19 protein-coding genes are annotated in these 19,029 nt (G+C 68.5%); 13 read left to right on the top strand and 6 right to left on the bottom strand.

What is annotated here, in order from left to right:
• Positions 1-2: 2 nt before the first annotated feature.
• Positions 3-1,103 (bottom strand): site-specific DNA-methyltransferase, encoded by a 1,101-nt coding sequence (locus OZ671_RS16965; protein ID WP_442957092.1) that lies wholly within the window; start codon positions 1,101-1,103, stop codon positions 3-5.
• Between the two features lie 300 nt (positions 1,104-1,403).
• Here OZ671_RS16965 and ypfJ point away from each other — a divergent pair, with 300 nt between their 5' ends.
• Complete coding sequence (ypfJ, locus tag OZ671_RS16960; protein ID WP_268861848.1) at positions 1,404-2,309, top strand: KPN_02809 family neutral zinc metallopeptidase; 906 nt, start codon at positions 1,404-1,406, stop codon at positions 2,307-2,309.
• A 51-nt stretch (positions 2,310-2,360) separates the two neighbouring features.
• Here the strand turns inward: ypfJ and OZ671_RS16955 are convergent, their stop codons facing one another.
• Positions 2,361-2,519, bottom strand: coding sequence for a hypothetical protein (locus OZ671_RS16955; protein WP_268861847.1), 159 nt, complete (start codon positions 2,517-2,519; stop codon positions 2,361-2,363).
• 442 nt (positions 2,520-2,961) lie between these two features.
• On the opposite strand from OZ671_RS16955, the gene OZ671_RS16950 reads away from it, so the two are divergent.
• Both OZ671_RS16950 and OZ671_RS16945 read left to right on the top strand, forming a co-directional pair.
• A complete protein-coding gene (locus OZ671_RS16950) occupies positions 2,962-3,729 on the top strand; it encodes an outer membrane protein (RefSeq protein ID WP_268861846.1) in 768 nt (255 codons plus the stop codon).
• A gap of 185 nt (positions 3,730-3,914) precedes the next feature.
• Entirely contained in the window at positions 3,915-4,784 is an 870-nt protein-coding gene (locus tag OZ671_RS16945; protein ID WP_268861845.1) for an EamA family transporter, read from the top strand.
• Here the strand turns inward: OZ671_RS16945 and OZ671_RS16940 are convergent.
• On the bottom strand, positions 4,774-5,454 hold the full coding sequence (locus OZ671_RS16940) for a response regulator transcription factor (protein ID WP_038304819.1): 681 nt from the start codon (positions 5,452-5,454) through the stop codon (positions 4,774-4,776). The genes OZ671_RS16945 and OZ671_RS16940 overlap by 11 nt on opposite strands.
• Positions 5,455-5,791: 337 nt before the next feature.
• Between OZ671_RS16940 and OZ671_RS16935 the strand changes: the two genes are divergently transcribed.
• Positions 5,792-6,526, top strand: a complete 735-nt coding sequence (locus OZ671_RS16935) for a S1 family peptidase (RefSeq protein WP_268861844.1) — start codon at positions 5,792-5,794, stop codon at positions 6,524-6,526.
• A gap of 73 nt (positions 6,527-6,599) precedes the next feature.
• Here the strand turns inward: OZ671_RS16935 and OZ671_RS16930 are convergent, their stop codons facing one another.
• Positions 6,600-8,660 (bottom strand): M3 family metallopeptidase, encoded by a 2,061-nt coding sequence (locus OZ671_RS16930; protein WP_268861843.1) that lies wholly within the window; start codon positions 8,658-8,660, stop codon positions 6,600-6,602.
• Positions 8,661-8,827: 167 nt separating this feature from the next.
• On the opposite strand from OZ671_RS16930, the gene OZ671_RS16925 reads away from it, so the two are divergent.
• Positions 8,828-9,085, top strand: a complete 258-nt coding sequence (locus OZ671_RS16925) for a type II toxin-antitoxin system Phd/YefM family antitoxin (RefSeq protein ID WP_268861842.1) — start codon at positions 8,828-8,830, stop codon at positions 9,083-9,085.
• Positions 9,082-9,465 carry a type II toxin-antitoxin system VapC family toxin gene (locus OZ671_RS16920; RefSeq protein ID WP_268861841.1) on the top strand — a complete coding sequence of 128 codons (384 nt, stop codon included), beginning with the start codon at positions 9,082-9,084 and terminating at the stop codon, positions 9,463-9,465. The genes OZ671_RS16925 and OZ671_RS16920 overlap by 4 nt, the downstream gene beginning before the upstream one ends.
• 21 nt (positions 9,466-9,486) lie before the next feature.
• On the opposite strand, the gene hydA is transcribed toward OZ671_RS16920, so the two are convergent.
• On the bottom strand, positions 9,487-10,968 hold the full coding sequence (gene hydA / locus OZ671_RS16915; protein ID WP_268861840.1) for a dihydropyrimidinase: 1,482 nt from the start codon (positions 10,966-10,968) through the stop codon (positions 9,487-9,489).
• Between the two features lie 71 nt (positions 10,969-11,039).
• Here hydA and OZ671_RS16910 point away from each other — a divergent pair, with 71 nt between their 5' ends.
• Positions 11,040-11,702: an aspartate/glutamate racemase family protein gene (locus tag OZ671_RS16910; protein ID WP_038304830.1), complete on the top strand. Its 663-nt coding sequence runs from the start codon at positions 11,040-11,042 to the stop codon at positions 11,700-11,702.
• Positions 11,703-11,717: 15 nt separating this feature from the next.
• On the opposite strand, the gene OZ671_RS16905 is transcribed toward OZ671_RS16910, so the two are convergent.
• Entirely contained in the window at positions 11,718-12,722 is a 1,005-nt protein-coding gene (locus OZ671_RS16905) for an ABC transporter substrate-binding protein (RefSeq protein WP_268861839.1), read from the bottom strand.
• 254 nt (positions 12,723-12,976) lie between these two features.
• Here OZ671_RS16905 and OZ671_RS16900 point away from each other — a divergent pair, with 254 nt between their 5' ends.
• The 6 genes from OZ671_RS16900 (at position 12,977) to OZ671_RS16875 (ending at position 18,967) form a co-directional block, all read left to right on the top strand.
• Positions 12,977-13,540: a glyoxalase superfamily protein gene (locus OZ671_RS16900; RefSeq protein ID WP_268861838.1), complete on the top strand. Its 564-nt coding sequence runs from the start codon at positions 12,977-12,979 to the stop codon at positions 13,538-13,540.
• A 76-nt stretch (positions 13,541-13,616) separates the two neighbouring features.
• Positions 13,617-14,714 carry a microcin C ABC transporter permease YejB gene (locus tag OZ671_RS16895; protein WP_268861837.1) on the top strand — a complete coding sequence of 366 codons (1,098 nt, stop codon included), beginning with the start codon at positions 13,617-13,619 and terminating at the stop codon, positions 14,712-14,714.
• 2 nt (positions 14,715-14,716) lie between these two features.
• On the top strand, positions 14,717-15,892 hold the full coding sequence (locus tag OZ671_RS16890) for an ABC transporter permease (protein WP_268861836.1): 1,176 nt from the start codon (positions 14,717-14,719) through the stop codon (positions 15,890-15,892).
• Positions 15,889-16,365 (top strand): type II toxin-antitoxin system VapC family toxin, encoded by a 477-nt coding sequence (locus OZ671_RS16885; RefSeq protein ID WP_268861835.1) that lies wholly within the window; start codon positions 15,889-15,891, stop codon positions 16,363-16,365. Before OZ671_RS16890 ends, OZ671_RS16885 begins: the two co-directional genes overlap by 4 nt.
• Positions 16,362-18,020, top strand: coding sequence for an ABC transporter ATP-binding protein (locus OZ671_RS16880; RefSeq protein WP_268861834.1), 1,659 nt, complete (start codon positions 16,362-16,364; stop codon positions 18,018-18,020). The genes OZ671_RS16885 and OZ671_RS16880 overlap by 4 nt, the downstream gene beginning before the upstream one ends.
• On the top strand, positions 18,017-18,967 hold the full coding sequence (locus tag OZ671_RS16875; RefSeq protein ID WP_268861833.1) for a 2-hydroxyacid dehydrogenase: 951 nt from the start codon (positions 18,017-18,019) through the stop codon (positions 18,965-18,967). The genes OZ671_RS16880 and OZ671_RS16875 overlap by 4 nt, the downstream gene beginning before the upstream one ends.
• The last annotated feature ends 62 nt before the right edge of the window (positions 18,968-19,029 follow it).

Here is a 19,029-nt window from a genome sequence, read left to right as displayed (position 1 = left end):
CCTCAGCGCACGCCCATCTCCTCGCGGATGCGGGCGCGCAGCGCGTCGATCGGCGACAGCATGCCGTTGTCGTTGACGTGCCAGAAGGTCCAGCCGTTGCAGGCCTGGGCGCCCTGGACGAGGGCGCCGATCTTGTGGATCGAGCCGACCTGCGGGCCGCTCATCAGCGAGCCGTCGGCACGCACGGTCGCGGCATAGCGGCGCTTCTCGTCGGTCAGCACCGTGCCCGGCCGCACGAGGCCGCGCTCGACCAGCGAGGCGAAGGCGACCCTCGGCGCTTCGCGCGCGGTGGTGAAGGCGGCGAGGCTGTCCTCCGGCAGAGGCTCGATGCAAGCAATGCGCGCCTCGGCCGCTGCGGCATAGGCGGGATCGCGTTCGATCCCGATGAACCGCCGGCCGAGGCGCTTGGCAACGGCCCCGGTCGTGCCGGAACCGAAGAATGGGTCGAGGACGACGTCGCCCGCCTTGGACGAGGCGAGCAGCACCCGGGCGATCAGCGCCTCGGGCTTCTGCGTCGGGTGCAGCTTGCGTCCGGCGCCGTCCTTCAGGCGCTCGTCGCCGGTGCAGAGCGGAATGAACCAGTCGGAACGGACCTGCACGTCCTCGTTGCCGGCCTTCAGCGCCTCGTAGTTGAAGGTGTAGCGCGCCTTGGCGTCGCGCGAGGCCCAGATCAGGGTTTCGTGGGCGTTGGTGAAACGCCGGCCGCGGAAGTTCGGCATCGGGTTCGCCTTGCGCCAGATGACGTCGTTGAGCACCCAGAAGCCGAGGTCCTGCAACGCCGTGCCGACACGGAAAATGTTGTGATAGGAGCCGATCACCCAAAGCGCGCCGTCGGGCTTGAGCACCCGACGGGCCGCCTTCAGCCAGGCGCGGGTGAAGGCGTCGTAGGCGGCGAAGCTCTCGAACTGATCCCAGTCGTCGTCGACGGCATCGACCAGGCTGTCGTCAGGGCGGTGCAGCGCGCCCTGCAGCTGCAGATTGTAGGGCGGATCGGCAAAGATGAGGTCCACCGAGGCGGGCGGCAGGGCATCGAGCGCGGCGACGCAGTCACCGACCACGATGCGGTTGCCGAGGCCGATGCCGACCTCCTGGTCCGGGACCAGTGAAGGTGAACGGACCGCCCGTACGCGGTCACCTGATCGGGCGGTTCCGTTCAAATTCAGACGCATGAGGCGGCACTCGGTACGCGGAACAAATGTGACGCTGCACACGGGTGAAGATTGGCCAGACAGGGTAAAAGGATACTTAAGCCGACGAGAGGAATTGTTTTTTATTCTATGACCGAGAGGTAAATATAAACGAACTGTAAAACTTAATTTCCGGCAAAACCATTGTGTCACGGCGGGAGTTGCGCCGGCCCGTCACTGGCGGCATGATCCCGGCAACCCCAAGGGGATTGACCCATGCGTTACGATGATTTCCGGCGTTCCGACAATGTCGAGGACAGGCGCGGCGGCGGCGGTGGCGGCGGCCTGCCCGGCGGCCCGGCCGGGATCGGCATTGGCGGCATGATCGTCATCGGCCTGATTTCCTACATGACCGGCATCAATCCGGCGGTGCTGCTCAGCGGCTACGATGCGGTGACCGGCGGCGGGCGGCAGACGCAACAACAGCAGCAGCAGCCGTCCCGGCAGGGCGCGCCGAACGACCAGATGGGCGATTTCGTCGCCGCCGTGCTCGGCTCGACCGAGGATGCCTGGACCAAGATCTTCCAGGAGGCGGGACGGCGCTACGAGGCGCCGGGCCTCGTCATGTTCTCGCGCGCGACACGCTCGGGCTGCGGCGCGGCGCAATCGGCCATGGGGCCGTTCTACTGTCCCAATGACCGCAAGGTCTATCTCGACACCACCTTCTTCCAGGAGCTGACCACCCGGTTCCGCGGCTGCACCGGCGAGGCGCAGGCCTGCCAGTTCTCCTATGCCTATGTGGTGGCGCACGAGATCGGTCATCACGTGCAGAACCTGATGGGTCTGCTCGACCGCGTGCATCAGGCGCAGCAGCAGTCCGGCAGCGAGGCTCAGTCCAACGCACTCCAGGTGCGGGTGGAGCTGCAGGCCGACTGTTTCGCCGGCGTCTGGGCCTACCACACCCAGCAGCGCTCGCGCTTCATGGACGAAAACGACGTGCGCGCCGCGATGCAGACGGCGGCGGCGATCGGCGACGACATGCTGCAGAAGCGCTCGCAGGGCTATGTCGTTCCCGACAGCTTCACCCATGGCTCGTCCGAGCAGCGCCAGCGCTGGTTCATGACCGGCCTGAGGTCGGGCCAGATCAGCGCCTGCAACACGTTCCAGGCCCAGCAGCTCTGAGCCCTCGGGCGAAGGGAGCGCGCCAGCCTCGAACAGCCGGCGCGCCCGAGTTCAGCGATAATAGAACCGAACCTCGGCCTGGGCCGTGCCGGCCTTGGCGGCGGCGACGGTTTCGCTCTTCGTCTGCTTGGCCGGCGCCGGCGCGCTCGCGGCGAAAGCGGCTGCGCAGGACATCAGCGACACGGCGGTCGCAACGGCGATGGTCTTCATGGGTCTCTCCCCCAGCAAAAGCGGCCGAGGCCGCCCGACGGCGCGTGAAAGAGGCGCAAGCGCCAGGCGGTCTCTGCGCCGAGAACCCGCCCGACCTCTTCCATAGATCGCGGGCGCCGTCCGGCGGATACGACCGATGTCGTATTTCGGCGACCGCCAACGGCAGAAGCCGCGCCCTGGTTAACCGGCCCTGCATGCCGTTGTGGCCCTTGCGGCGTCCTTGGAAATAGCCGGCTCAGCACCGCAAAAATACGCCACCTGCCGTATGGCGACGCAGGCCGAAGCCGTCGAATATCGCGCTCGTCGCTCGCCCTGGTCGCCGCTTCCGGAGCCGCCGCTCTCCTTGCACGGGCGCTGTTGCGCCGTGCCGCGGCTACCACCGTCTTCGCGCCGACCCGGACCGGCCACATCATTGCACCAACCGATCCTCCTGGGGAGCCCGATGAAACAACTCATTTCCGGCATCGTCCTTGCCGCCGCCGTGGCGCTGCCGGCCGTCGCCGCCGACATGCCCGTCTCGGTACCGGCCGCCTTCATCGATGCCGCGCCGGCCTATCGCTGGACCGGGCTCTATGCCGGCATCAGCGGCGGCCACGGCTGGGGAACGATGCGGCAGGGCTGGACCACGTCCTACTATTCCGGCCTCGGCGTCTATGACGGCGACGTGGGCGAGTCGCAGCGGGCCAATGGCTGGCTGATCGGCGGCACAATCGGCTACAACCACCAGATCAACCGCATGGTGCTCGGCCTCGAGGCCGACTTCTCGCTGACCGGCATGAAGAGCAATGCCAGCGCTTTCGAGACCGACGTCTGGCAGCCGGGCGACCGGGTCGACCAGCGCTGGTCGAGCGGCATCAGCTGGCTCTCCACCATCCGTGGCCGCCTCGGCTTCACGGTCGACCGCTTCCTCGTCTACGCGACCGGCGGCCTTGCCATCGCCAAGGGCACCGACCGGACCGAGGCCAACTACAACGACGGCGCCGGCCGTACCGCCAACGCCGTCGGGCGCGATTCCAAGACCCATGTCGGCTGGGCCCTCGGCGCTGGCGTCGAAGCCGCGATCACGCCGCAGATCACCGCCAAGCTCGAATATCTGCACGTCGATCTCGGCGCGCAGACCTATCGCAGCGACCTGCGCGCCATCCTCATCTACGCCAATGCGCGGATGAGCGCGGACATCGTGCGCGCCGGCGTCAACTACCGCTTCTGAACAAAGCGGGCATCGACAGCCGCGTTCGCAGTGGGGGGGCGGGCGCGGCCCCCCGCCAGTCCGCGCGAGCGACCGGCGGGGGCCCTTGTCGCCGCCATGCGCGGCAAGCGCGGATGGCCGCCGCGAATGGCGGCCATCAGCGAAATGAGCTTGGCCGGCCGTGATGCTGACGGCAGTCTTGGACCATGAGGCCCATCGATGCCGCCCTCGCGCTCGCGGTCACCCTGATCTGGGGTATCGCCTTCGTCGTCACCCGCACGGCGCTCGACAGCTTCTCGCCAGCCCTGCTGATGGTGCTGCGCTTTGCCCTCTCGGCCCTGCCCGTGCTCTTGGTGGCGCGGCCCGCCATCGGCTGGCCGCGGCTCGCGGCAATCGGGGCGACGCTGTTCCTCGGCCAGTTCCTGTTCCAGTTCGTCGGCATTGCCCAGGGCGTGCCGCCAGGTCTCGCCGCGGTGATCGTCCAAAGCCAGGCGCTCTTCACCGTAGCCTTTTCGGCAGCCCTGTTCGGCCAGGTGCCGGGCAGGCGGCAGGTGGCCGGGCTGCTCATGGCCGGCGGCGGCCTCCTCGCCATCGCGGCGACCAGCGGCGCCGAGTTTTCGTTCGCCGGCTTCCTCCTGATCCTCGTTTCGCCTGTCAGTTTCGCCTTCGGCAACATCCTGATGAAACGGGCCGGGCCGGTCGACATGGTCGCGCTCGTCGCCTGGGCCAGCCTCGTGCCGCCCCTGCCCGGCCTTGCCCTGGCGCTTGCGACAGAGGGCCCCGGCGGCATGGGCCAGGCACTGGCCGGCGCCTCTGCGGCGAGCTGGCTCGCCGCGCTCTATCTCGGCCTCGTCGCCACGACCCTCGGCTATGCGCTCTGGGGCCGGCTGATCGCCCGCTATTCGGCGGCGACCATCGCGCCCTTCGCGCTCCTGGTGCCCTTCGTCGGCGCCGCGGCCTCGGCCCTCGTCTTCGGCGAAGCCTTCGGCCCGCTGCGCCTTGCCGGCATGGCCCTGGTACTCGGCGGCCTCGCCGTCCTGCTGACCGCACCGCGGCCGGCCGGCCTCAGCCGTTGAGCGCCTGGCCCGGCCAGCCTTCGGCAGCGATCTTGGATGCGGCGATGACCGCCTGCGTGCGGCTGTCGACGCCGAGCTTGGTCAGGATCGCCGAGACATGGGCCTTCACGGTCGCTTCCGAGACGGTGAGCTCATAGGCGATCTGCTTGTTGAGCAGGCCTTCCGACAGCATCATCAGAACGCGGACCTGCTGCGGCGTGAGGCTTGCGAGCCGCGCCACCAGCCGCGCGCCCTCTGAATCGCTGTTGGCCGCCAGGTCGACATCGGCGGGCACATAGGTGCCGCCGTCGAGCACCAGACGCACCGCCTCCCGCATCGCCTCGGTGCCGAGCGTCTTGGGAATGAAGCCGGAGGCGCCGAATTCGAAACAGCGCCTGATGACGTCGACATCCTCGGTGGCCGAGACGATCACCACCGGCACGCCGGGATATTGCGCGCGCAGATACATCAACCCGGAAAAGCCCTTCACGCCCGGCATGGCAAGGTCGAGCAGAACGAGGTCGACGTCGGGGCCGGCGCCGATCAGGTCGGACATTTCGGCGAAGGATCCGGCCTCCGCGATCGCCAGACGCACGCCAAGCCCGGTCACCGCCTCGCGCAGGGCGCCGCGGAACAGGGGATGATCGTCGGCAATGACGATCCGATAGGTCGCGGTCGTCGCATCCAGCATCAGAACCCCCTCAAGTCTTCCCCCAGGCGCATGATCTTCGGACGGATCATTGCCGTCAATTTTCTCAATTCTCGCAAGGCAATACAAGTCCTTAGCGGGTGCAATGAAAACGCCGGCGGACGGCCCCCCTCTGCCCCATGGGAAGGTTCAAGTGCAAATCCCCGGCATCATGGAACTGTCACAGACTTATGGGACTGCCGCATTGACAGCTTGCCGTAAGGGGGCTCTGTTAACACTTCTGAGGTCCGGGACGGCGGCTGTGCCCGGCTCGAAGCGCGAGGTTACCGTGGCGCGACATATCGGTTGGATTGCAGCATTCGTCGGCCTGATGGCCGCCATGCCCGCCGCTGAAGCGGTGATGCGAGGCGAGCCGGCCCGGGATCCCAACGGCACGCGACGCTCGACCGTCCTCATCGAAACGCCCGAAGGCGTCTGTACCGGCGCCATTATCGGTCCCGACCTGGTCCTCACCGCCGGTCATTGCGTCTCGGCCCGCGGCCGCTACCGGGTCCGCTATCTCGACCGGTCGTTCCGCCGTGCCACCGCGCAGGTCGCGCGCGTCCAGGCCCATCCCAATTTCGACCCCCGCCACGGCTTCGCCTCCGACGATGTCGGGCTGATCCAGCTCGCCCGCCCGCTCGGCACGGACACCCGCGCCGCCGCCCTGCCGGGCGGCTGGGGCAGCGCCGGCCGCGGCGAGGAAATGCTGATCGCCGGCTTCGGCTCGACCGAGCGCACCCGGGCGCGCGACGGCGTGCTGCGCGAGGCACTGATGCGCAACGCCCAGCCGAGCGTCCCGGGGCGGGGCTTTGCCGGCCTGTCCGGCGAGGACCGGGCCCATCGCTCCGGCATGTGCGTCGGCGATTCCGGCGGCCCGGTCTACCGCCGCAGCGGCGGCGCCTTCACGGTGGTCGGCATCCTCAAGGGCGGCACCACCGATCCCGGCCGCGAATGCACCTCGGCGCCGATCTATGTGCCGGTACGCGATTATGTCGGCTGGATCCGCGGCACCGCCGCGCAATGGCGCAGCGCCGTCGGCACGCCCACCGGCACGGTGGAAATGCGGCACTGAGCTTTCGCCATCGGCACGATCAGCGGGCGGCCTTCACGGGGGCCGCCCTTTTGCTGTCGGCCGCGCCTGCGCGTCAGGCCGCCTCGGCGAGCCCGCGCTTGACCAGCAGCGCCTCCGGATCCGGCGCTCGGCCCCGGAAGGCCATGTAGGCCTCCATGGGATCGCGGCTGTTGCCGGCCGAATAGACGAAGGTGCCGAGCCGCGCGGCGAGGGCCGGGTCGAACACGTCGCCCGCCTCCTCGAAGGCGGCGAAGCCATCGGCATCGAGCACTTCCGACCACATGTAGCTGTAATAGCCGGCCGAATAGCCGTCGCCCGAGAAGATATGGGCGAAATGCGGCGTGCGGTGGCGCATCACCATGCCCTCGGGCATGCCGAGGCGCTTCAGCTCGTCGCGCTCGAAGGCGATCGGATCCAGGCCCTCGGCGCTGTCGAGCGAATGGAAGGCCATGTCGACCAGCGCCGAGGAGGTATATTCGACCGTGGCGAAACCCTGGTTGAAATTGCGCGCGGCGATCAGCCGGTCGATCAGTTCCTGCGGCATGGCTTCGCCGGTCTCGGCATGCACCGCGAAGCGGGCCAGCACTTCCGGCCGCGCCAGCCAGTGCTCGTAGAGCTGCGAGGGAAACTCGACGAAATCACGCGCCACCGACGTGCCCGACAGCAGCGGATAGGTGACGTCGGACAGAAGCCCATGCAGGCCGTGGCCGAATTCATGGAACAACGTGCGGGCATCGTCGAAGGACAGCAGGGCCGGCCGACCTGCGGCGGGCTTCGCGAAATTCATCACGTTGACGATGATCGGCAGGACCTCGCCCGAAAGCTTCTCCTGCGAGCGGAACGCGCTCATCCAGGCGCCCGACCGCTTGGTGGTGCGGGCGAAATAGTCGCCGAGGAACAGCCCGATCGGCTTGCCGTCGCGCAGCACCTGGTAGGCGCGCACATCGGGATGATAGACCGGCACGTCGAGACGCCGCTCGAAGGTGACGCCGAACAGGCGGGTGGCGACGTCGAAGGCGGCCTCGATCATCCGGTCGAGCTGGAAATAAGGCTTCAGCGCCGCCTCGTCGAGCGCATGCCGCGCATTGCGCACCTTCTCGGCATAGAAGCGCCAGTCCCACGGCTCGATCGGAGCGTTCATGCCCTCGGCACGCGCCATGTCGGCCAGCGCCGCGCGCTCCTCGCCGACGCGCACCTTGGCGCGTGCCCAGACCCGCTCGAGCAGCGCCCGGACCGCCTCGGGCGTCTTGGCCATCGTATCGTCCAGCTTGAAGGCCGCAAAGGTCGGATAGCCGAGCAGCTTCGCCCGCTCGATCCGCAGCGCCACGGTTTCCGCGACGATCGCCGTATTGTCGCTCTCGCCGCCCATCTCGCCGCGCTTGACCCAGGCCTTGAACACCTTCTCGCGCAGGTCGCGCCGCGGCGACAGGCTCAGGAACGGCTCGACCATGGAGCGGCCGAGCGTCATCACCGCCCCGTCCAGGCCGCGGTCGCGCGCGGCCTGGCGCATGGCCGAGACGAGATCGTCGGGCAGGCCGTCGAGGTCGGCCTCGGCGAGCGGCAGCGTCCAGGTCGCCTCGTCCTTCAGCACGTTCTGGGTAAAGGCGGTGCCGAGGCTCGCAAGGCGCTCGGTGACGGCGCGCATGCGCGCCTTGCCGGCCTCGTCGAGCTCGGCTCCGGCCCGGACGAAATTCTTGTAGGTCTTGTCGAGCACCCGCGCCTGCTCGCTCGAGAGGCCGAGCCCGTCGCGCGCGGCATGCAGCGCCTTGACCCGCCCGAACAGCCGCTCGTCGAGGCTGATGGCATTGCCGTGCTGGGCGAGCACCGGCGCCATCTCGCGCTGGATCGCCTGGATGTCCGCATCGGCATCGGAGGAGGCGAGGTTGAAGAACACGCCGCACAGCCGGTCGAGCGCATGGCCGGCCCTTTCCAGCGCATCGATCGTATTGGCGAAGGTCGGCTCCGCCGCCTGCGTGGCGATCGCCTCGATCTCGGCGCGGTGCTCGGCGAGCGCCTGTTCGAAAGCCGGGCGATAGTGATCGATGGCGATCTCGCCGAACGGCGCGATGCCGAAGGGTGTGGTCCAGGGGCGGAGGAAGGGATTGGTCTGGCGAGTCTGGCTGTGCTGTGTCATGCCGCCAATGTGGCGGGCCGGCCCCGATTGCTCAAGAGCCGCGACGATGCTCGATCACCGTCGCTCCCACCACCGTCACCTTTGCCACCAATCATGTGATCTGGACCATTCGCTGGTCTAAATCCAGCGTGCCGCAGAACGGTAACGATCCCGGATCGGAGCATCACATGCGGGTCTCCGTGACAGACGCCAAGGCACAATTGACCGAGCTCGTGCGACGCGCCGAAGCGGGCGACGAAGTCATCCTGACACGCCACGGCCAGCCCGCCGTGCGGCTGGTGCCGCTTCAGCCTCGCCCGACCGCAAGGTCGCGCCGCGCTCTCATGGAAGCCGTCCAGGCTTCGGCAGCGGCCAAAGCCACGGCGGGACCGACTGCGGCGCGAAGCCAAGACTTCCTTTATGCGGACGACGGGATGCCCGAATGATCGCCGTCGATACCTCCGCGCTGATGGCAATCATTCTCCGCGAACAGGCCGCCGAAGCGTGCATGACGGCTCTGCAGGCCGAAGACGATCTGATCATTTCCGCCGCAACTGTTGCGGAGGCACTGATCGTCGCCGCTCGGCGCAATGTACGGGACGAAATGGAGCGCCTGATCGCAGAGCTCGGCTTTCGGATCGTCGATGTGACGCCGGCAGTTGCCCACCGGGTGGCCCAGGCCTACGAGATGTGGGGCAAGGGCCGACATCCAGCGGCGCTGAACTTTGGCGATTGCTTCGCTTATGAGCTCGCCAAGGACCATGGCAGCCGGCTGCTCTACACCGGCAACGGCTTCGCCCGGACCGATGTCCGGGCAGCTCTTTGACCAGCAGCTGCGGCGCCACGCCTACAGGAGCCGCGCGCCGAAATTGCGCTCGGGATCCATGTCGGCGGTGAGCCGGCCGGTCGGCTCCGCCGCCCAGCCGCCCTGGCGCTTCAACCAGCGCCCCGTGCCCGGCGCGACGCCAACCGCGCCGCCGGCGATCACGTCGCGGCCGCGCGACAACACATGGACCGGCCAGCCCTGAACGGTGCGGCCGGCAAAGGGCGTGAAGCCGGTCCGATCGTGCATCATCTGGTCGCTGAGGGTGACGACGCGCGCGGGATCCCAGATCGCGATGTCGGCATCGAGGCCCGGCGCGATCGCGCCCTTGTTCGGCAGGTTGTAGATCGAGGCCGGCGCCGTGGCGGTCAGATCGACGAAGGCCTCGAGGCCGCGGCCGCCGAATTCCGGCCGGCCCTTGGAGACCATGGCATCGAACATCAGGGGCAGGCGCACTTCGAGCCCCGGCAGGCCGTTGGCGATCTGCTTGAAGGTCGGCTGCGGGCCGGCGGAGAGCTTGCCCGTCTCGTCGAACCGATAGGGCGCGTGATCGGAGGTCACCGTCTGGATGTCGCCAAGCGCGAGCGCGCGCCAGAGCGCCTCCTGGTCCTCCGCCTCGCGCGGCGGCGGCGAGCACATCCACTTGGCGCCTTCGAGGCCTGGCTTGTCGAGGTCGTGGCGGGTCAGGAACAGATATTGCGGGCAGGTCTCGGCGAAAACCTTCAGCCCCTCGCCGCGCGCCTTGCGGATCACCTCCGCGCCCTCGCGGGTGGAGACATGGAAGATCATGATCGGCTGGTCGATCAGCGCCGCGGCCGTGATCAGGCGCGTGAAGGCTTCCGCCTCGGAACCGCGCGGATGGCTGATCGCATGGAATTTCGGGGCGGTGTAGCCCTTGGCGACCAGGCGCTTGCCCATCCAGGAGATCATGCCGTGGTTCTCGGCATGGACGCAGAGCAGCGCCCGGTTCTGGCGGGCGGTGAGCAGCACGTCGAGCAGCGGCTCGTCGTCGACCTTGATGAGGTCGTAGGTCATGAACAGCTTGATCGAGGCATGGCCCTCGCCGATCAGCGCCGGCAGGTCGGTCTCGATCGTCTTGGCGTCGGGATTGGCGACGATCAGGTGGAAGGCATAGTCGATCAGCGCCCCTCGCGCGGCGAGGGCCGAATAGTCGTCGACCACCTTGCGCAGGTCGAGGCCGCGGTGCTGCGCGGCGAAGGAGATCACCGTGGTGTTGCCGCCGAAGGCCGCCGAGGTGGTGGCGCTCTCGAAACTGTCGGCATTGAGGAGACCGCCCGCCGAGACCTGCTCGATATGGGTGTGGGCGTCGATGCCGCCGGGCAGGACCAGCTTGCCGGTCGCGTCGATCTCGCGGGCGCCGGGTCCGAGGCCGCGGCCGACGGCGGCGATCGTCTCGCCGGAGATCGCGACATCGGCGAGGAAGCGGCCGCTGGCGGTGGCGACGGTGCCGCCGCGGATGACGATATCGTAGGGCTGGGCGGGCATGACTTCCTCCGGCTGGACGGCACTGTCGAACGGGCCGACAATAGCCGGCAGATCAGCGCGAGCGGAACTCCATGGCACGCAGACCCCGTATCCTCGTCATCAACCCCAATTCCAACGAGGCGGTCACCGAGGGCCTGCGCGAGGCGCTGAAGCCCCTCGCCTATGCGGAGGGCCCGGACATCGTCTGCACGACGCTCGCCGAAGGCCCCTTCGGCATCGAGACCCAGGAACATGTCGACAGCATCGCGATTCCGCTGCGCCGCAAGGTGGAAGCGACCAACGACGCCGACGCCTTCGTCATCGCCTGCTATTCCGATCCCGGCATCCATGCCGCGCGCGAGGGCACCAGCCGCCCGGTCTTCGGCATAGCCGAGAGCGGCGTGCTGACCGCGCTCGCCCGCGCCGAGCGGTTCGGCGTGATCGCCATCAAGAGCGGCTCCATCCCCCGCCACATGCGCTATCTCAGGCAGATGGCGCTGACCGACCGGCTCGCCGGCGAAAGGGCGCTGGAAATGTCGGTGGCCGAGACCGCGGCCGGCGAGAAGACGCTGGAGCGCATGATCGCGGTCGGGCGCCAGCTGAAGGAGATCGACGGCGCCGGCGCCATCGTCATGGGCTGCGCCGGCATGGCCCGGCATCGCCGGCCGCTGGAAGAAGCCCTGGGCCTTCCGGTGATCGATCCGACCCAGGCCGCCGTCACCATGGCGATCGGCACGCTCGCCGTCGCCGGCTGAGCCGGCCGGCCGGGATCAGGCGGAAAAGTCGCTCGGCTTCAGGATCATGTCGGCGCCGCGCGCGGAAGCACTCAGCGCGCGCTCGGTCACCAGCGTCTCGACAAACGCCCGGTAGGACCGGCGGTCGGCTTCGCCGAGGTCGCGCCAGCCCTTCAGATAGGGCTGCGGCACGAGGCCGGCCTCGGCCGGCTCGATGCCGGTGCAATGCACGATGAGCGGGCGATAGCGATCGAAATCCGCTTCGATGCGGCTGGTCGCCTCGTCGAGCGCGCCGATCAGGCGGCGGGCGACATCGGGACGCTCGCGGACGAAGCTCGTGCCGATCAGCGAGGCTCCGGCGAAGAAGGGATCGGCGATCGCCGCCGCGCCGAGATTGGCGAGAATGCGTTTCGCGGTGCCCGAGGCGACCGCCAGCGACACGACCGGCTCGACCGAGAGGACCGCCTCGACGGTGCCCGACGTCAGCGCCTCGCGGTGCAGGCCGCCGGCAAGCTCGACAAAACGGACATCGCGCTCCGGATCGAGGCCGGCCCGCCGCACCATGTGCCGGGCGACCGTGCGCCAGGAGGCGCCGGGCAGATGACCGAGCGAACGGCCGCGCAGATCGCCGAGAGCGGCGATCGGCGCCTGGCGCAGCGTAATCAGCCCGTCGGCAATGCGGTTGAGACTGTTGCTCGCGCCCTGGAAGCCGGAAACGCGCAGGCTGCCCGGCTCGCGGGTCTCGGCAATGGTGGCGAGGCCGACCGAGGCGCCCGGCGCACTGGCGTCGGCGCGGCCGGAAACGACGGCCTCGACGAGATGGGCCTGCGCCTGCAGGCGCATCACCTCGATCTCGAGACCGGCACGCTCGAACAGCCCCTCGTCGCGGGCAACGCAGAGCGGCAGCGACTGCAGGACCGGCGCCCAGGCCAGCGTCACCTTGTCGCCCCCGCCTGCGGCGCGCGCGGGCGCCGGCAGCGCGGCAGCGAGCGCAAAAGCACCGGCACGCTTCAGGAGGTCGCGGCGTCCGACTGGCCTCATCACATCCATGGTCCTTCGCACGATGCCGCATGGCCGCCGGCCGGCGGGGCGCCGGCCCGTCCTTGACGGCGGCCGCCCCTATAGCAGATAAGGCTTGCAGAAGGCTGATACGGCCTGCCGCTCGCGCCCGTCAGGGTCTGGTGAACGTATCGATACCTGCGCCTTCGTTGTGCCACGAGGTCCGACCGGACGGCGAACGAGCCAGCAACGCGAGCCCTGGACCCTCGATCGCCCGACGAGAGGGATCGGCAACGATGCGTTCGTTCCGCGACGCGAAGGCCATGGCCACGACGCTCCGTCAGTCCCTGGCCGCAAAGAATATCCAGATCAGCCACGCGCAGGCGCTCGAGCTGGTCGCAGCCCAGTTCGGCTGCGCCGACTGGAACGTGCTCGCCGCCCGGATCGCGGCGGAGGAGCCGGCCGGCACGGCGAAGCCGGCCGAAGGCGACACCATAGGCTTCGAGGCGGCGATCCCGATCATCCGGATCTTCGACATCGCCAAGGCGCGGGAATTCTATCTCGGCTTCCTCGGATTTGCCGTCGACTGGGACCATCGTTTCGACGAGGGCATGCCGCTCTACATGCAGATCTCGCGGGCCGGTCTCGTCCTGCACCTGAGCGAACATCACGGCGATGCCAGCCCCGGCAGCACCACCTTCGTGCGCATGCGCGGCATCCGCGCGCTGCACGCGGAATTGATCGGCACGCACTATTCCTACATGCGGCCCGGCCTCGAACAGGCCGACTGGGGCCTGGAACTGACCGTGCACGACCCGTTCGGCAACCGCCTGCGCTTCTGCGAAAGCAACGGCGCGTGAGCACCGAAAGGCTGAGGCCAGGGCCGCAGCCCCGGGCCCCATTGACGGCGGACTCTGGGCAGCCGAGTCTGAGGCCATGCTGACCTATATCGTCCGCCGCCTGCTCCTGATGATCCCGACCCTGTTCGGGATCATGCTCGTCTCCTTCGTGGTCATCCAGTTCGCGCCGGGCGGACCGGTGGAGCGGGTGATCGCGCAATTGACCGGCAACGATGCCTCGGCGACCCAGCGCGTCTCCGGCGGCGGCGATGCCGCCCGCCAGGCGGCGGCAGGGGCCGAGGCGACCGCCAGCCGCTATCGCGGCGCGCAGGGGCTCGACCCGCAGTTCATCGCCCAGCTCGAAAAGCAGTTCGGCTTCGACAAGCCGGCGCATGAGCGCTTTCTGCTCATGCTGAAAAACTACATCCGCTTCGATTTCGGCAAGAGCTATTTCCGTGACGTCTCGGTGCTGACGCTGATCGGCGAGAAACTGCCCGTCTCAGTCTCGCTCGGCCTCTGGCTCACGCTCCTGACCTATGCCGTGTCGATCCCGCTCGGCATCCGCAAGGCGGTCAGCGACGGGTCACGCTTCGACGTCTGGACCTCGGCGGTCATCGTGGTCGGCTATGCCATTCCCGGCTTCCTCTTCGCGATCCTCCTGATCGTCGTCTTCGCCGGCGGCTCGTTCCTCGACTGGTTTCCGCTGCGCGGCCTGCATTCCGACAATTACCGGCAGATGAGCTTTGTCGGCCAGGCCCTGGACTATGCCTGGCATCTCGTCCTGCCGCTCACCGCAATGGCGCTCGGCGCCTTCGCCACCATGACGCTGCTGACCAAGAACTCGTTTCTCGACGAGATCCGCAAGCAATATGTGCTGACCGCGCGGGCCAAGGGGCTGGATGAGCGCGGCGTGCTCTACGGCCATGTCTTCCGCAACGCCATGCTGATCATCATCGCCGGCTTTCCCGGCGCCTTCGTCCATGCCTTCTTCACCGGCTCGCTGTTGATCGAGACGATCTTCTCGCTCGACGGGCTCGGCCTTCTCGGCTTCGAAAGCGTGCTGAACCGCGACTATCCCGTGGTGTTCGCAACACTCTTCATCTTTTCGCTGGTCGGGCTGGTGGTGAACCTGGTCTCGGACCTCATGTACACCTGGGTCGATCCGCGCATCGACTTCGAGGCGCGCGAGGTCTGACCATGGAGGCATCGGCGACCAGAACCGGCCCGGCTCCCGCGGCCAGCCCCAGGACCGACTGGCTGAGCCCGCTCAACCGGCGCCGGCTCGCCAATTTCCGGGCCAACAGGCGCGGCCTGTGGAGCCTCAGGCTGTTTCTCCTGCTGTTCGTGGTGACGCTGTTCGCCGAAGCGATCGCCAATGATCGCCCGCTCTACATCAATCTGGAGGGCCGGCATTATTTCCCGGTCCTGTTCGACTATTCCGAGCGCAGCCTCGGCGGCGAATTCGAAACGCCGGCCGACTACAAGGATCCGTTCCTGCTCGACCTGTTCGCCGAGAAGCAGGCCTTTCTGCTCTGGCCGCCGATCCGGCACAGCGCCGCCTCCACCGTCAAGGACCCGGTGACGCCCTTTCCCTCCGCGCCGACCTGGATGCAGCGCGACAAGCTGCCCGACTGCGCCGCCGCCGAAGCCATGCCACGCAGCCAGCGGCCGCAGGGGTCGAGCTATTGCACGCTCGGCAACTGGAACTGGCTCGGCACCGACGACCAGGGCCGCGACGTCGTCGCGCGGGTGATCTACGGCTTCCGCATCTCGGTGCTGTTCGGCCTGACCCTGACCATCATCTCCTCCCTGGTCGGCATCGCCGCCGGCGCCGTGCAGGGCTATTTCGGCGGCTGGACCGACCTGCTGTTCCAGCGCTTCATCGAGATCTGGACGGCGATCCCCTCGCTCTACCTGCTGCTGATCATCTCCTCGGTGATCACCCCGAGCTTCTTCGTCCTGCTCGGCATCCTGCTCCTGTTCTCCTGGGTCGGGCTGGTCGGCCTGGTGCGCGCGGAGTTCCTGCGTGCCCGCAATTTCGAATATGTCAACGCGGCGCGCGCGCTCGGCGTCTCCTCGCTCACCATCATGAAGCGCCATCTCCTGCCCAATGCGATGGTCGCGACGGTCACCTTCCTGCCCTTCATCCTCTCGGGCAGCGTGATGACCCTGACCGCCCTCGACTTTCTCGGCTTCGGCCTGCCGGTCGGCTCGCCCTCGCTCGGCGAATTGCTGCAGCAGGGCAAGTCCAACCTGCAGGCGCCCTGGCTGGCGCTGACGGCCTTCGTCACGGTGGCCGTCATGCTGTCGCTGCTGATCTTCGCGGGGGAAGCGGTGCGCGATGCCTTCGACCCGCGCAAGACCTTCGCGTGACGGCGGACGGAACGACCGTGGCGGTGCCGGTCTATCTCGACGCCAATGTGCTGATCCGGCTGATGGAGCGATCGGAGGGCGCCGCCGGCGCCCTCGATCCCGTCTGGGAGCGGATCGTGGCCGGGCGGCTCGCCGCGGTGACGAGCTGGCTCAGCTATGCCGAGGTGCTGGTGCAGCCGCTGCGGGCCCGCGATGACGGCCTCGTCCTCGGCTACGACGACCTGTTCGCCGGGCAGATCCTGCCGCTCACCGTCAGCCCCGTCACCGCCGAGGTGCTGCGCACGGCGGCACATTTGCGCGCCCGGCTGCCGGCACTGAAACTGACCGACGCCATCCACCTCGCGACCGCCGAGGCCGCCGGCTGCCGCGCCCTGCTGTCGGGCGACCGGAAGCTCGGCCTTGCCGGCGGCATCGACCTGATCGACCCCGAATCCTCGCGCGATCTCGACCGTTTCCTGAGGGCCCTGCCATGACCAGCGACAGCGCCGGCACCGACGCCATCGAAACGCCGCTCCTGTCGGTGCGCGAACTGTCGGTCGCGTTCCGCCAGGCCGGCGCCGAAACGCTGGCGGTCGACCGGATCTCGTTCGACGTCCGGCGTGGCGAGACGGTCGCGCTGGTCGGCGAATCCGGCTCCGGCAAGTCGGTGTCGGCCCTGTCGGTGATGAAGCTCCTGCCCTATCCGGCCGCCTCGCACCCGTCGGGCGAGATCCTGTTCCGCGGCCGCGACCTGATCGCGGCGGACGAGCCGGCCATGCGCGAGGTGCGCGGCAACGACATCACCATCGTGTTCCAGGAACCGATGACCTCGCTCAACCCGCTGCATACGGTGGGACGGCAGGTGGCCGAGGTGCTGACCCTGCACAAAGGCCTGTCGGAGGCGCAGGCCCTCAAGCGCGCCGTCGAGCTGCTCGGCAAGGTCGGCATTCCCGATCCCGCCCAGCGGCTCGACAGCTATCCGCACCAGCTCTCGGGCGGCCAGCGCCAGCGGGTGATGATCGCCATGGCGCTCGCCAACGAACCGGACCTGCTGATCGCCGACGAGCCGACGACCGCGCTCGACGTGACCGTGCAGGCGCAGATCCTGGCGCTGCTGAAGGACCTGCAGCGCCAGGAGGGCATGGCCATCCTGTTCATCACCCACGACCTCGGCATCGTCCGCAAGATCGCCGACCGGGTCTGCGTCATGCGCTACGGCAAGATCGTCGAGCAGGGGCCGGTCGCCGACATCTTCGAGCGGCCGACCCACCCCTATACGCGCGCGCTGATGGCGGCCGAGCCGGCGCCGGTCGAGCGCGGCGACAAGGCCGACGGGCCGGTCGTGATGGAGGCCCGCGACCTCAAGGTCTGGTTCCCGATCAAGCGTGGCCTGCTGCGCCGCACCGTCGGCCATGTGAAGGCGGTCGACGGCCTGTCGATCGCCGTGCGCCAGGGCCGCACCCTCGGCATCGTCGGCGAGTCCGGCTCGGGCAAGACGACACTCGGCCTCGCCCTGCTGCGGCTGATCTCCTCGGAAGGCGCCATCGTGTTCATGGGCAAGCCCATTGCCGGGCTCGGCTTCAAGGCGATGCAGCCGAACCGGCGGCACATGCAGGTGGTGTTCCAGGACCCCTACGGCTCGCTGTCGCCGCGCATGTCGGTGGCCGAGATCGTCGGCGAAGGCCTGAACGTGCATCACCGCCGGCTGAGCGCCGCCGAACGCGAGCAGCGCGTCATCGCCGCCCTGACCGATGTCGGCCTCGACCCTGCGACGCGCCATCGCTATCCGCACGAATTTTCCGGCGGCCAGCGCCAGCGCATCGCCATTGCGCGGGCCATGGTGCTGGAGCCCTCCTTCGTGCTCCTGGACGAACCGACCTCGGCGCTCGACCGCATCGTCCAGGCCCAGATCGTCGATCTCCTGCGCGACCTCCAGGCCAGGCGCGATCTCACCTATCTCTTCATCTCGCACGACCTGAAGGTGGTTTCGGCGCTCGCCGACGACATCATCGTGATGAAGGGCGGCAAGATCGTCGAGGCCGGCCCCGCGGCGCGGGTGTTCAAGTCGCCCGAGAACGACTACACCAAGGCGCTTTTCGCCGCCGCCTTCGATCTTGCTCCCGTCGGAAATGGAAGTACCGCACCGTGACGACCCTGCTGCTCGGCATCACCGCCTGGGACCCGGAGCCCTGGCGCACCCGCTTCCAGAACGCCCTGCCCGGCTGGACCGTGGTCCTCGACACGGAGGCCTATGACCCAGCGGCGATCAGCTATGCGGCCGCCTGGAAGCAGCGCGAGGGCGCTTTCTCGGCCTTGCCGAACCTGAAGGCGATCTTTTCGCTCGGCGCCGGCGTCGACCACCTCTTCAAGGACAAGAAGCTCCCCGATGGCGTGCCGATCGTCCGCGTCGTCGACCCCGACCTCACCACGCGCATGTCGGAATATGTCGTCATGCACTGCCTGATGGCACTGAGGCGCGTGCGCGTCTATGACCGCTTCCAGCGCGAGCGGTCCTGGACCGACCTGCGCGACCAGCCGCAGGCGAGCGACATTCGCGTCGGCCTGCTCGGCACTGGCCAGCTCGGCCAGGACGCGGCCATGAAGCTCGGCGTGATGGGCTTCAAGGTGGCCGGCTGGAGCCGTCGGCCGAAAGAAATCGCCGGCGTGGAGATGTTCCATGGCGACGAGGGCCTTGCCGCCATCGCCGCCGTTTCCGACATCCTGGTGGCGATCCTGCCGCTGACCCCCGACACGGCCGGCTTCCTCAACGCTGGCCTGTTCAATCACATGCCCAAGGCCGAGGCGATCGGCGGCCCGGTGCTGATCAATGTCGGCCGTGGCGGGCTGCAGGTCGAGGCCGACATTCTCGCCGCCCTCGACAGCGGCAAGCTCGGCGCCGCCGTGCTCGACGTGTTCGAAACCGAACCGCTGCCGGCGACCAGCCCGCTCTGGCTGCATCCGAAGGTGACGGTGACGCCGCACAATTCGGCCATCTCCTCGCCGCCGGCGATCGCCGCCTATGTCGCCGGCCAGATCCTGGCGGCCGAGCGCGGCGAGCCGCTGACCAATGTGGTCGATCCGAAACACGGCTATTGAGCGGGGACGGTCCGCCCCGCGCGGCTCGTCACGCAGGCGTGACTTGCCTCGGCGGCCCGGGC

The sequence above is a fragment of the Phreatobacter sp. AB_2022a genome (assembly GCF_026847585.1).
Classification (GTDB): Bacteria; Pseudomonadota; Alphaproteobacteria; order Rhizobiales; family Phreatobacteraceae; genus Phreatobacter.
This window is presented reverse-complemented; position numbering and strand designations above follow the sequence as displayed.

Coding starts and splice junctions, on each gene's coding strand:
- ypfJ (WP_268861848.1), top strand. CDS start 1,404: ATGCGTTACGATGATTTCCGGCGTTCCGACAATGTCGAGGACAGGCGC.
- OZ671_RS16955 (WP_268861847.1), bottom strand. CDS start 2,519: ATGAAGACCATCGCCGTTGCGACCGCCGTGTCGCTGATGTCCTGCGCA.
- OZ671_RS16950 (WP_268861846.1), top strand. CDS start 2,962: ATGAAACAACTCATTTCCGGCATCGTCCTTGCCGCCGCCGTGGCGCTG.
- OZ671_RS16945 (WP_268861845.1), top strand. CDS start 3,915: ATGAGGCCCATCGATGCCGCCCTCGCGCTCGCGGTCACCCTGATCTGG.
- OZ671_RS16940 (WP_038304819.1), bottom strand. CDS start 5,454: ATGCTGGATGCGACGACCGCGACCTATCGGATCGTCATTGCCGACGAT.
- OZ671_RS16935 (WP_268861844.1), top strand. CDS start 5,792: ATGCCCGCCGCTGAAGCGGTGATGCGAGGCGAGCCGGCCCGGGATCCC.
- OZ671_RS16930 (WP_268861843.1), bottom strand. CDS start 8,660: ATGACACAGCACAGCCAGACTCGCCAGACCAATCCCTTCCTCCGCCCC.
- OZ671_RS16925 (WP_268861842.1), top strand. CDS start 8,828: ATGCGGGTCTCCGTGACAGACGCCAAGGCACAATTGACCGAGCTCGTG.
- OZ671_RS16920 (WP_268861841.1), top strand. CDS start 9,082: ATGATCGCCGTCGATACCTCCGCGCTGATGGCAATCATTCTCCGCGAA.
- hydA (WP_268861840.1), bottom strand. CDS start 10,968: ATGCCCGCCCAGCCCTACGATATCGTCATCCGCGGCGGCACCGTCGCC.
- OZ671_RS16910 (WP_038304830.1), top strand. CDS start 11,040: ATGGCACGCAGACCCCGTATCCTCGTCATCAACCCCAATTCCAACGAG.
- OZ671_RS16905 (WP_268861839.1), bottom strand. CDS start 12,722: ATGAGGCCAGTCGGACGCCGCGACCTCCTGAAGCGTGCCGGTGCTTTT.
- OZ671_RS16900 (WP_268861838.1), top strand. CDS start 12,977: ATGCGTTCGTTCCGCGACGCGAAGGCCATGGCCACGACGCTCCGTCAG.
- OZ671_RS16895 (WP_268861837.1), top strand. CDS start 13,617: ATGCTGACCTATATCGTCCGCCGCCTGCTCCTGATGATCCCGACCCTG.
- OZ671_RS16890 (WP_268861836.1), top strand. CDS start 14,717: ATGGAGGCATCGGCGACCAGAACCGGCCCGGCTCCCGCGGCCAGCCCC.
- OZ671_RS16880 (WP_268861834.1), top strand. CDS start 16,362: ATGACCAGCGACAGCGCCGGCACCGACGCCATCGAAACGCCGCTCCTG.